This window comes from Kribbia dieselivorans NBRC 106261 (assembly GCF_001552435.1).
In the GTDB taxonomy this organism is placed as follows: domain Bacteria; phylum Actinomycetota; class Actinomycetes; order Actinomycetales; family Dermatophilaceae; genus Kribbia; species Kribbia dieselivorans.
The window spans coordinates 1-11,701 of the sequence record NZ_BCRE01000130.1 but is presented as its reverse complement, the minus strand read 5'-3'; the positions used below and the strand labels follow the sequence as shown (position 1 = coordinate 11,701).

Genomic DNA, 11,701 nt, shown 5'->3' with positions numbered 1-11,701 from the left:
GGGGTTAGGCGGTGTGCGTGTGCATGCGGGCACCGTCGTCGTTGAAGATGCTCAGCACCTGCGCGGGCTTGCCGCCGGCCGCGCTCATGGCGTGCGGCGTGCGGGTGTCGAACTCGGCCGCCTCGCCGCGGGTGAGGATGAGGTCCTGTTCACCGAGGCGCAGTCGCAGCTTGCCGGCCAGGACGTAGAGCCACTCGTACCCGTCGTGAACGCGCGGTTCGGGCAGGTCGACCGACGCGGGATAGGTGATCTTGTACGTGTGGATCGGCGAGCCCTCGGGCGCCAGCGGAGCGATGACGAGGCCGTCACGGTGGACCACCGGTCGGCGCACGCGCGGGTCGGGGGTCTCGTGGGCGATGAGGTCGTCGATGCGGATGCCGAGTTGCCGCGTCAGGGGCACGAGCAGTTCGAGATTCGCCTGACGTTTGCCGGATTCGAGGCGCGACAGAGTGCTGGCCGAGACGCCGGCGCGCGTGGCGAGGTCGTCGAGCGTCCAGCCGCGCGATTGGCGGGCCGCCCGCAGGCGTGGGCCGACCTGGCCGAGGTCCGTGGTCATGGAGGCCTCTCTCGTTGCTTGCTGATTCTGCAAACAGTCTTGCATTATCGATGGCTGGGTGTCCACAGTGGTGCACATGACTGGTGATGGCATGAAGGCGGAGCAGCGCGAACCCGAGTGGGACGCGATCGTCGTGGGTGGGAGCGCGGCCGGGTTGTCGGCGGCATTGATGCTGGGTCGGGCGCGCCGCCGCGTACTCGTCGTCGATGCGGGCAGCCCCCGAAACCGGTTCGCGGCGCACATGCACGGGGTGCTCGGGCAGGAGGGCGTGTCGCCGACGGCGCTGGTCGAGACCGGGCGGCGTGAGGCTGCGGGCTACGGTGTGCAGTTCGTCGACGGCACGGTCCGGGTGGCGGAGGACGGTGTGGCCGGGCTGCGGGTCACGCTCGAGTCGGGCGAGACGCACGCGTGTCGGGCGCTGGTCGTGGCCACCGGGATCTCCGATGAGTTGCCCGAACTTCCCGGGTTGGCGGAGCGGTGGGGCACGGGCGTGCTGCACTGCCCGTACTGCCATGGGTGGGAGGTGCGCGACCGGCACCTCGGCGTGCTCGCGACGTCGCCGGCGTCGCTGCACCAGGTGCAGATGGTGCGCCAGTGGAGTGAGCGGGTCACCCTGTTCGCCGCGCGGATCGGCGAGGTGGACCCGCAGGTCTCGGCGCGGTTGCGGGCCCGCGGGGTCGAGATCGTGAACGCCGAGGTGGTCGAGGTGCTCGGCGACGGGGATCAGGTGACGGGAGTGCGCACCGCCGACGGCGCGGTCGTGGAGGTGGACGCGATCTTCACGATGGGCACCCCGCACCCGCATGACGTGTTCGTGGCCGGGTTGGGGCTGGATCGCGCGGAGTTGCCGTTCGGCGCGGGCTCGTTCCTGACCGTCGATCAGATGGGCAAGACCAGCCACGACCGCGTCTGGGCGGCGGGCAACGTCGTGAATCCGATGGCGAACGTGCCCATGTCGATCGGGGCCGGCGCGATGGCGGGGAGCGCGGTGAACGGCGCCTTGGTCGAGGCGGACTTCGCCGCCGCCGAGGCCGCGCAGGCGCTGGAGGTCCGGGCATGACCAACGCTCACGGACACCACCACACTAGCGACCCGGTGGCGTCGATGTCGCCCGTCGAGTTCTGGGAGTCCCGGTACGGCGAGGCCGATCGGATCTGGACCGGGAGCGTCAACCGGGTACTGGCCGACGTCGCCGCCGGGCTCACCCCCGGTCGGGCGCTTGACCTGGGCTGCGGCGAAGGCGGCGATGCCGTCTGGCTGGCGCAACAGGGGTGGACCGTCACCGGCGTCGACCTCTCCGCCACGGCCATCGAGCGCGGGCGGCAGGCGGCGGTCGAGGTCGGCATCGACCCGGCCAGGTTGACGCTCGTGGCCGCCGACCTGGCGACGTGGGACACGACGGAGCGTTTCGACCTGGTCACCTGCTCCTTCCTCCACGCGTGGTCGGTGCCGCTTCCGCGGGCCGAGATCCTGACCCGCGCCACCGGCTTCGTGGCGCCCGGCGGGCATCTGCTCATCACGTCGCACGCCTCCGGCCCGTCGTGGTCCGACGCGGAGGTGCACACCGGCCATGACTTCCCGACGCCGGAGTCCGAGCTCGCCGACCTCGCGCTGGACCCCGACCGGTGGCAGGTGATCACCAGCGAACTCCGCGACCGTCGCACGACTGCCCCAGACGGCACCGCAGCCACGCTGAGCGACGTGGTCACGCTGGTCCGCCGCGTCCCCTGACGGATGGCGTGTGACGAAGTGGTTGCTCGAGCAGCCACTTCCTCACACGAGCCTCACGCCAGGTCGGCGATGAGATCCCCGTACCGGTCGAGTCGCTCCGGCAGGTCCTCGAACATCACCTGCTCGAACCGCTTGCCCGCCGCGCCCGCCTCGACCTCGTCCCACGTCCGCGGACACGCCACATTCGGGATCTCCCGCCCCCGCAACGAGTACGGACTGATCGTCGTCTTCGCCGCCACGTTCTGACTCCAGTCGAACAGCACCTTCCCGGGGCGCAGCGACTTGGTCATCTGCCACACGATGAGCTTCGGGTGCTTCTCGCTCAGCTCCTTGGCCAACTGCTGCGTCAGATCGCGCACCTGATCACTGGTCAGATCGCCGCCGATCGCCCCATACAACTGCATCCCCTTGCTCCCGGACGTCACCGGATACAGCGCCATCCCCAACGCGCCGAGCCGCTCCCGCACGAGCAACGCCACCTGCGCACACTCCTTCAACCCCGCCGGCGAGCCCGGATCCAGGTCGACGACGAGTCGATCCGGCCCGACCGCCACGCCATCGACCACCCGCCACTGCGGCACGTGGAGCTCCAGCGCGTTGAGGTTCGCCAGCCACGTCAGCGCCGCCGGCCCGTCCACCAGCGGATACGTCACGTCCTCGACACTCACCCGCGGCACCCACCGCGGCGTGCCCCCGGGCAGGTGCTTCTCGAAGAACCCCGGCGACGCCACGCCCTGTGGGTAGCGCACGCGCGTCACCGGCCGCCCGGCCAGATGCGGCAGCATGACCGGAGCGACGCTCGCATAGTGATGCAGCACCTCACCCTTCGTCGTGCCCGTGGCCGGATACACGACCCGCGACAGGCTCGTCACCGTCAACGCACGCCCATCGACCTGGACCCGTACGCGCTCCTGCCCCGGCTCAGCCATCGGTCGTCCCGATCCCCTCACGCACATCATCGGAGTCCAGATCGGTCCGCACTCCCTGGAAGCTCGGCTGCCGCAGCCGCTCACCCGTCGTCGCCAGCGAGGCCACGTCGATGACCACACGTGGCTCCACCCAGTTTGTGCCGTCGGCGTCGATGGCCGGCACCTCGTTGCTGAACGGCGACGACTCCCGCGCCAGCGGCGTCAGCAGCTCCAGCAGCCGCGCACCCGCCGCGCCCACCAGCCCCGACCCGACCCGCCCGGCGAACCGGAATCCGCCATCACCGTCGGGAATCCCGACCAGCACGGCCCCGAGTACCGACGCCGACCCCGTCTGGGGCCGCCACCCACCGACGACCACCGACACCGACGGCCGGTGAGCGACCTTGACCCAGTCCGCCGACCGCGCTCCGGCCAGGTACCGCGACGACCGGAGCTTCGAGACCACCCCTTCAAGCCCCTGCGCCCGCGTGGCCGCGAGCAACTGCGCTCCGTCGTCGTAGACCGCCGGGACCTGCCAACTCGACCCGCCCAGCTCCAGCGACTCCAACAGCTGCCGCCGACCCGACCACGGCTGCGCGGTGAGGTCCTGCCCGAACAGCCGCAGCAGGTCGAAGACCATGTACGTCACCGGCCGCTCCGCCGCCCACCGCCGCGCCTTGCGCGGATCGGCGACATGCAACCGCTCCGACAGCGCATGGAACGACGGCCGACCGTTCTCCAGCGCGATGACCTCGCCATCGAGCACCAGGTCGTCATAGGTGTCGGCGAGTCCACGCAGCTCCGGAAAGGCCACCGTCACGTCACGTTCCGTACGCGAGGTGAGCCGCACCGCTCCGTCATGGACCTCGGCGAGCACCCGCATGCCGTCCCATTTGACCTCGTGCGCCCACTGCGCTCCGGTCGGCGGCGACGCCGCGCCCGTGGCCAGCATGGGTTTCATGCTCCCATCGTGGCGCACGGACACGTAGGCTCGTGAGGTACACCCATCCCCGGTGAGTCGCCACCGGAGCCGACGAAAGCGGAGGACACGACCATGCGCGCCATCTGGAAGGGTGCCGTCTCGTTCGGTCTGGTCAACGTGCCCGTGCGCCTCTACAGCGCCACCGAGAACCACGACGTGAAGTTCCATCAGGTGCACGCCAGCGACGGCGGGCGCATCAAGATGCAACGCACGTGCTCGATCGACGGCGAGATCGTGGCGTACGCCGACGTCGCCAAGGGGTTCCAGACCGAGGACGGCGAGGTCGTCGTGCTCACCGACGAGGACATGAAGTCCCTGCCCAGCCGCGGGTCGCGCGAGATCACCGTGGAGAAGTTCGTGCCCGCCGAGCAGATCGACCCGATCCTCTTCGACAAGCCGTACTACCTCGAGCCGGACGCCTCGGCGACGAAGGCGTACGTGCTGCTGCGCGACGCGATCGCCAAGGAGCAGCGCATGGCCGTGGTGACCGTCGCGATCCGGGCGCGCACGACGATGGCCGTGCTGCGGGTGCACGACGGCGTCATCGTCATGCAGACGATGCTCTGGCCCGACGAGGTGCGCGCGACCGACTTCGCCGGCATCGACGAGGACCAGCACGCCACCGACAAGGAGTTGGCGATGGCGGACCTGCTCATCGAGCAACTCGCCGGTGATTGGGACCCGTCCGAGTACACCGACGACTACGCGCAGGCCGTGCAGGCCCTGGTCGACGCCAAGATCGAGGGTGGCGAGGTCGCCGAGACGGCCGCGCCGGAGGGTGGTGGCGGCGAGGTCATCGACCTGCTTGCCGCGCTCGCGCAGAGTGTCGAGAAGGCCAAGGCCTCACGCGGAGAATCGTCCGAGAAGTCCGCCTGAGACCGCGGCCGTCGCATTTTCCGCGCTGGGCGAACAACCCAGGCGGGCGGAGCGTGGAACAGGACCGGGGTGCGTGGCGTTGACACCCGTAATCCGGGTCTGCCGGGAGTCCGGACTGTAAAAAGAACCCGGGCCTTTCAGCAGGGCCGACTAGCATCCATCTGACCAGACGTCAGGAGCACGACATGTTTGAGCGGTTCACCGACCGAGCGCGCCGGGTCGTGGTGCTTGCGCAGGACGAAGCGCGCATGCTCAACCACAACTACATCGGCACCGAGCACATCCTGCTGGGCCTGATCCACGAGGGCGAGGGAGTGGCGTCGAAGGCGCTGGAGTCCCTTGGCATCTCGCTGGAGGCGGTCCGCGAGCAGGTGCAGGAGATCATCGGCCAGGGCCAGACGGCCCCGACCGGGCACATCCCCTTCACCCCGCGCGCCAAGAAGGTGCTGGAGTACTCGCTGCGCGAGGCGCTGCAGCTCGGCCACAACTACATCGGCACCGAGCACATCCTGCTCGGGTTGATCCGCGAGGGTGAGGGCGTCGCCGCCCAGGTCCTCGTCAAGCTCGGCGCCGATCTGCCGACCGTGCGCCAGCAGGTCATCCAGCTGATCTCCGGCTACCAGGGTGGTGGCAAGGAGGCAGCCGCGGCAGGTGTGGGCCAGGGTGGTCAGGCCGAGGGCGCGCCGGCGGGTTCGCTGGTGCTCGACCAGTTCGGTCGCAACCTGACCCAGGCGGCTCGTGAGGAGAAGCTCGACCCGGTCATCGGCCGCGAGAACGAGATGCAGCGCGTCATGCAGACGCTGTCGCGCCGCACGAAGAACAACCCCGTTCTCGTGGGGGAGCCCGGTGTGGGCAAGTCCGCGATCGTCGAGGGCCTGGCCCAGAAGATCGTCAAGGGTCTGGTGCCCGAGAACCTCAAGGACAAGCAGCTCTACACGCTCGACCTCGGTTCACTCGTGGCCGGCAGCCGCTACCGCGGTGACTTCGAGGAGCGACTGAAGAAGGTCCTCAAGGAGATCCGCACGCGCGGCGACATCATCCTGTTCATCGACGAGGTGCACACCCTCGTCGGGGCCGGTGCGGCCGAAGGCGCGATCGACGCGGCGAGCATCCTCAAGCCGATGCTGGCGCGTGGTGAGCTCCAGACCATCGGGGCGACCACGCTCGACGAGTATCGCAAGCACATTGAGAAGGACTCCGCGCTCGAGCGCCGGTTCCAGCCCATCCAGGTGCCGGAGCCGACGCTGTCCGAGGCGATCGAGATCCTGCGCGGTCTGCGTGACCGGTACGAGGCCCACCACCGGGTGACCATCACCGAGGAGGCGATCGCGGCTGCGGTCAACCTCTCGGATCGGTACATCAACGACCGGTTCCTGCCGGACAAGGCCATCGACCTGATCGACGAGGCCGGCGCCCGCATGCGGATCTTCCGCATGACCGCGCCGCCGGAGTTGCTCGAGTACGACGACCACATCGCCAAGGTCCGCCTCGAGAAGGAGGCCGCGATCGACGGGCAGGACTTCGAGAAGGCCGCGCGTCTGCGCGACCAGGAGAAGAACCTCGTCCACGAGAAGCAGGCCAAGGAGGAGGAGTGGCGCAACGGTGACCTCGACATCGTCGCCAAGGTCGACGAGGAGCAGATCGCCGAGATCCTGACCATGTCGACCGGCGTGCCGGTGGGCAAGCTCACCAAGGACGACGCGACGCGCCTGCTCACCATGGAGTCCGAGCTGCACAAGCGGGTCATCGGCAACGAGAAGGCCATCAAGGCCCTCAGCCAGTCGATCCGGCGTACCCGCGCCGGCCTGAAGGACCCGCGTCGCCCGGGCGGCTCGTTCATCTTCGCCGGCCCCACCGGCGTCGGCAAGACCGAGCTGGCCAAGGCGCTGGCGGAGTTCCTGTTCGGTGACGAGGACGCGTTGATCACCCTCGACATGTCCGAGTACTCCGAGAAGCACACCGCGAGCCGTCTGTTCGGGTCCCCGCCCGGCTACGTCGGCTACGACGAGGGCGGCCAGCTCACCGAGAAGGTGCGCCGCAAGCCGTTCTCCGTCGTGCTCTTCGACGAGGTCGAGAAGGCCCACCCCGAGATCTTCAACTCGCTGTTGCAGGTGCTCGAGGAGGGACGTCTGACCGACGCGCAGGGCCGCATGGTCGACTTCAAGAACACGGTCATCATCATGACGACGAACCTCGGGTCGCGGGACATCAAGTCCGTCTCCCTCGGCTTCGCCGGCGGGATGGACTCGGACTCGGAGTACGAGCGGATGCAGGCGTCGGTCAAGACCGCGCTCAAGGACCACTTCCGCCCGGAGTTCCTCAACCGTGTCGATGAGGTCATCGTCTTCCCGCGTCTGACGCAGGACGAGATCGTGCAGATCGTCGACCTGGAGATCGCGAAACTGGGCCTGCGCCTGGCCGACCGCGGCATGGCCATCGACCTGACCCAGGCCGCCAAGGACCTGCTCGCCGAGCGCGGCTACGACCCGTCGCTGGGTGCCCGCCCGCTCAAGCGGACGATCCAGCGCGAGATCGAGGACGTGCTCTCCGAGAAGATCCTCTTCGGCGAGGTCTCGGCGGGCCACCTGATCCACGTCGATGTCGCCGGCACCGGCGCGAACGCGGAGTTCACGTTCACGACGACCGACCGCGCGAGCACGTCTCCGGACATGCTCATCGAGGCGGCTGACCAGGGCGCCTGACCGCGTCGCTGATACACGGAAGGGGCGGGACCGTAACGGTCCCGCCCCTTCTGCTGTGCTGTGGTGTTGCAGTACTGCGGTGTGATTGAGCCGGTGCCCAGGTCAGGCAGCGGTGACCTGCTTCGAGTGACGCAGACCCAGGAGGCCGAGGATCAGCATGACGACGGCGCCGATGTAGGCGGCCCAGGCGGCGATGCCGGCGATCTTGCCGATGGTGCCGAAGGCGTAGGCGTTGAGCAGGAGGCCACGGAGGGTCGAACCCATGAAGAGCGTCTGGCGCAGGCCCATGAGCTCCTTGGCCTGGGCGGACTCGGGGTTCTTCGCGTTGGCGGCGAGCGCCTCGCCGGAGACCTCGGAGTACGTCTTGCCATCGGAGGAGGCGTTCATGTGAACGAGGATGTAGTGGTCGGCGTAGGCCTTGGCCTGGTCACCGGTGGTCATCTTCTGGCCGGCGTACTGGAGCAGGGCGTCCTTCTGCTCCTGCGTCTCGAGGTCTGCCTCGGCCGGCATCGTAATGTCCTGCATGGAGAGCTGCTCGCTGACGTTGTCGGCCACGAACGTCGACGCCCAGGTCAGGAGACCACCGGCGACGAGCAGAACGAGGGCGAGTGCGAGACCCATCCAGGAGATGACCTTGTCGAGCATGCTGCGCATTTTGGCCTCCTTGGCCGTGGGGGGTAAGCCTTGCGAGATTGAGCGTACTACAACTACTACGCGTTGTAGTAGTTGACCCTTTGATTGCCGCAGAACCCCGACGGAGCGTCATGTCGTAGCCTGACGGAATGCCCGAGAACGCCAGCGACTCGACGTCCGAGACCACGTCCGCCACGACGCCCGACACGGCTGCCACCCGCGCCATCGCGGGCGGCCAGTCGCAGATTATCGTGCGCGCGGCCACGACGCGCGACGTCACGGCGATCCGTGAATTGGTGCGGCCCTACGCCGCCGAGCGCGTGCTCATCAGCAAGGACGCGGTGGCCTACTACGAGTCGATCCAAGAGTTCCGGATCGCCGAACTCGACGGACGTGTCGTCGGCTGCGGGGCGCTGCACGTCATGTGGGAGGACGTCGCCGAGATCCGCACGCTGGCCACCGACCCCACCGTGATCGGTCACGGCATCGGGGGCCGCGTGCTCGAGGCGCTCATCGACGATGCTCGGGCCATCGGGGTCTCCCGGGTGTTCTGCCTGACGTTCGAGACCTCCTTCTTCGGCAAGCACGGCTTCGTGCCGATCGAGGGGCAGGCCGTCTCGCCGGAGGTCTACACCGAGCTGCTCCACTCCTACGACGAGGGCGTCGCGGAGTTCCTCGACCTCGACCGGGTCAAGCCCAACACCCTCGGCAACACCCGAATGCTGTTGACCCTGTGATGAGTTGAGCGACGACGCTCCGATCACGATCGGGTGACGAGTAGGTCACGGCCACCCGCACCCCGACCCGATTGAACGTGAAACGAGGAGTAGCGTCGGGTCATGTCCTCCTCCCACGCACAGCCGCGTCCTGGTCCCACGATCATCATCGTCATGGGGGTGTCCGGTTCGGGGAAGACGACCCTGGCCGAGAACATCGCCAAGGTGATGGGCTGGGATCACGCCGAGGCCGACGAGTTCCACCCGCAGGCGAACATCGACAAGATGGCCAGCGGTCATCCGCTCACCGACGAGGACCGCTGGCCGTGGCTGCGCCTCATCGGCGACTGGATCAACACCAAGGTCGAGGCGAACGAACCCGCGATCGTCACGTGTTCGGCGCTCCGCCGCGTCTACCGTGACCTGCTGCGCGAAGGCCGCCCGCAGGTGCGCTTCTGTCACGTCATCGGCGACCAGGAACTCCTGGCCGACCGCATGCGCCACCGCGAGCACTTCATGCCGCCGGAGCTGCTTCCGAGCCAGTTCGCCACCCTCGAGCCGCTCGAAGCCGATGAACTGGCCGGCGGAGACGTCGAGGTCAGCGTTGCCGGAACCCCCGAGGAGACCCTCGCCGAAGCACTCGAGGCCCTCAACCTCACAGAAGGAGCACAGCAATGATCCTGCCACTCGCGGTCGCCCCCACGGCCGTGATCCCCTGGGCGGATGAGCCGCTCACGACAGCGGGCAATGGCCAACTGACCCTGGCCGCGATCCTCGGCATCGCCACGGTCGTCCTGCTCATCACGTGGGCGAAGTTCCACCCGTTCCTTGGACTCATCCTCGGTTCGGCCGTCATGGGCGCCGTCGCCGGAGTCTCGCCGGGAGACATCGTCACCGCGTTCACCAACGGTTTCGGATCGACGATGGGCTCGGTCGGTCTGCTCGTCGCGCTCGGAGCGATGATCGGCAAGATGCTCGCCGACTCCGGCGGTGGCGACACGATCGTCGACAGGATCATCGAGGGCGTCGGCCCGAAGACCCTGCCATGGGCGATGGCGCTCATCGCCGCGATCCTCGGAATCCCGCTGTTCTTCGAGGTCGGCGTGGTTCTGCTGGTGCCCGTCGTCATCCTCGTCGCGCAGAAACTCAACATCTCGGTGATGAAGGTCGCGATCCCGGCGCTGGCCGGTCTGTCGATCCTCCACGGCTTCGTTCCGCCGCACCCCGGCCCGCTCGTGGCCATCGACGCACTCGGTGCCGACCTCGGCCTGACGCTCCTCTTCGGCCTCATCGTGGCCGTGCCGACGCTGATCGTCTCCGGACCGCTGCTGGCCCCGTTCGTCGACAAGTGGGTCCCGATCAGCGCGACGTCGCTGGTGGGCAGCGGCAGCGGCGGGGCCTCTGCCGAGGCGACGGCCGCCCAGGAGCGGGCGGCCAAGGGCTGGAAGCGCCCCGGCTTCATCTGGGCGCTGCTCAGCGTGACGCTGCCGGTCATCCTCATGCTCGCCCGCACCATCGGTGAGTTGACCCTCGCCGAGGGCAACGGCCTGCGCGACTTCCTCGTCTTCATCGGCACCCCGGCGGTGGCGCTGCTCGCCGCCGTGCTGTTCTCCATGTTCGCCCTCGGCTACGGCATCGGCATGAACCGCGGCGAGGTTGAGAAGACCGTCGGTTCGGCGCTGCCGGGCGTCGCGAGCATCCTGCTCATCGTGGCCGCTGGTGGCGGTTTCAAGCAGACCCTCGTCGACGCGGGTGTCGCCAACGTCATCGGCGACATGGCCCAGGGGTCGGGAATCAACCCGCTCGTCCTCGGCTGGCTCGTCGCCGTCGGCATCCGCCTGGCGACGGGTTCGGCGACCGTCGCGACGATCACCGCGGCCGGCATCGTCTCGCCACTGGCTGCCGGGATGTCGTCGCCGGAACTGGCGCTGCTCGTGCTCGCCATCGGTGCGGGTTCGCTGTTCTTCAGCCACGTCAACGACGCCGGCTTCTGGCTGGTCAAGGAGTACTTCGGCATGACCGTCGGCCAGACGATCAAGTCGTGGTCGGTCATGGAGACCGTCATCTCGGTGGTCGGTCTGATCTGCGTGTTGCTGCTGTCGCTGGTCGTCTAGCGCGGCAGGTGAAAGTGACCGGGGACGGTCTCGTCGGGTTCGACGAGGCCGTCCTCGATCAATGTCCCCAGACAACGCAGCGCCTTGGCCGGGTCGTCGGGCCAGACGGCGAGGAGCGTCGTTTCCGGCAGGGGCGCGTCGGACTCGCGGAGCGCCTGGACGATCCGCCCGCGCACCTGCCGGTCGGTGCCGTGCCACGCCTGCCCACGCCGGGGCGGGCCGTCGTACTCGGGTCGGCCGCCGATGTTCCAGGCGCACAGGTGGGCGATCGGGCAGTCGTCACAGCGGGGGGCGCGGGCGGTGCAGACCAGGGCGCCGAGCTCCATCACGGCGGCGTTCCATCGGTTGGCGGAGGCGCGATCGGTCGGCATTGCCGCGGCCGCCAGGGTCGACTCGGCACGGGTCAGGGCCGGAGCGGCGTGCGCGTCGCCGGTGACGGCGCGGGCGAGGACGCGACGCACGTTGGTGTCGACGACGGGTACC

The 11,701-nt window shown here is 68.7% G+C and carries 12 protein-coding genes; 7 read left to right on the top strand and 5 right to left on the bottom strand.

The window, feature by feature from the left end; genetic code table 11:
- Window positions 1–4 precede the first annotated feature (4 nt).
- On the bottom strand, window positions 5–556 hold the full coding sequence (locus KD1_RS11145) for a helix-turn-helix domain-containing protein (protein WP_068401919.1): 552 nt from the start codon (window positions 554–556) through the stop codon (window positions 5–7).
- Between the two features lie 76 nt (window positions 557–632).
- Here KD1_RS11145 and KD1_RS11140 point away from each other — a divergent pair, with 76 nt between their 5' ends.
- Window positions 633–1,616, top strand: coding sequence for an NAD(P)/FAD-dependent oxidoreductase (locus KD1_RS11140; protein WP_245627376.1), 984 nt, complete (start codon window positions 633–635; stop codon window positions 1,614–1,616).
- Window positions 1,613–2,287 carry a class I SAM-dependent methyltransferase gene (locus KD1_RS11135; RefSeq protein WP_068401915.1) on the top strand — a complete coding sequence of 225 codons (675 nt, stop codon included), beginning with the start codon at window positions 1,613–1,615 and terminating at the stop codon, window positions 2,285–2,287. The genes KD1_RS11140 and KD1_RS11135 overlap by 4 nt, the downstream gene beginning before the upstream one ends.
- Before the next feature lie 53 nt (window positions 2,288–2,340).
- Here the strand turns inward: KD1_RS11135 and ligD (KD1_RS11130) are convergent, their stop codons facing one another.
- Together ligD (KD1_RS11130) and ligD (KD1_RS11125) are read right to left on the bottom strand one after the other, a co-directional pair.
- Window positions 2,341–3,216, bottom strand: coding sequence for a non-homologous end-joining DNA ligase (ligD, locus tag KD1_RS11130; protein ID WP_068401913.1), 876 nt, complete (start codon window positions 3,214–3,216; stop codon window positions 2,341–2,343).
- On the bottom strand, window positions 3,209–4,156 hold the full coding sequence (ligD, locus tag KD1_RS11125; RefSeq protein WP_068401911.1) for a non-homologous end-joining DNA ligase: 948 nt from the start codon (window positions 4,154–4,156) through the stop codon (window positions 3,209–3,211). Before ligD (KD1_RS11125) ends, ligD (KD1_RS11130) begins: the two co-directional genes overlap by 8 nt.
- Window positions 4,157–4,249: 93 nt before the next feature.
- Here ligD (KD1_RS11125) and ku point away from each other — a divergent pair, with 93 nt between their 5' ends.
- On the top strand, window positions 4,250–5,053 hold the full coding sequence (gene ku / locus KD1_RS11120) for a non-homologous end joining protein Ku (protein WP_068401909.1): 804 nt from the start codon (window positions 4,250–4,252) through the stop codon (window positions 5,051–5,053).
- A 185-nt stretch (window positions 5,054–5,238) separates the two neighbouring features.
- The gene (locus KD1_RS11115; RefSeq protein ID WP_083542392.1) at window positions 5,239–7,755 is read left to right on the top strand and encodes an ATP-dependent Clp protease ATP-binding subunit; all 2,517 of its coding nucleotides are present in this window, start codon (window positions 5,239–5,241) and stop codon (window positions 7,753–7,755) included.
- A gap of 102 nt (window positions 7,756–7,857) precedes the next feature.
- Here KD1_RS11115 and KD1_RS11110 read toward each other — a convergent pair whose 3' ends face one another.
- On the bottom strand, window positions 7,858–8,409 hold the full coding sequence (locus tag KD1_RS11110) for a hypothetical protein (protein WP_068401907.1): 552 nt from the start codon (window positions 8,407–8,409) through the stop codon (window positions 7,858–7,860).
- Between the two features lie 128 nt (window positions 8,410–8,537).
- On the opposite strand from KD1_RS11110, the gene KD1_RS11105 reads away from it, so the two are divergent.
- The 3 genes from KD1_RS11105 to KD1_RS11095 all read left to right on the top strand — a co-directional run bounded on the left by KD1_RS11105 (window position 8,538) and on the right by KD1_RS11095 (window position 11,218).
- The gene (locus KD1_RS11105; protein WP_083542391.1) at window positions 8,538–9,125 is read left to right on the top strand and encodes an amino-acid N-acetyltransferase; all 588 of its coding nucleotides are present in this window, start codon (window positions 8,538–8,540) and stop codon (window positions 9,123–9,125) included.
- Window positions 9,126–9,227: 102 nt separating this feature from the next.
- Window positions 9,228–9,782 carry a gluconokinase gene (locus KD1_RS11100; RefSeq protein WP_068401904.1) on the top strand — a complete coding sequence of 185 codons (555 nt, stop codon included), beginning with the start codon at window positions 9,228–9,230 and terminating at the stop codon, window positions 9,780–9,782.
- Complete coding sequence (locus tag KD1_RS11095) at window positions 9,779–11,218, top strand: GntP family permease (RefSeq protein WP_068401903.1); 1,440 nt, start codon at window positions 9,779–9,781, stop codon at window positions 11,216–11,218. The genes KD1_RS11100 and KD1_RS11095 overlap by 4 nt, the downstream gene beginning before the upstream one ends.
- Here the strand turns inward: KD1_RS11095 and KD1_RS11090 are convergent.
- Window positions 11,215–11,701, bottom strand: a 487-nt coding sequence (locus KD1_RS11090; protein WP_502690822.1) for an iron-sulfur binding domain-containing protein, incomplete at its 5' end; no start/stop codon positions are given. The two genes, KD1_RS11095 and KD1_RS11090, sit on opposite strands and share 4 nt — an antisense overlap.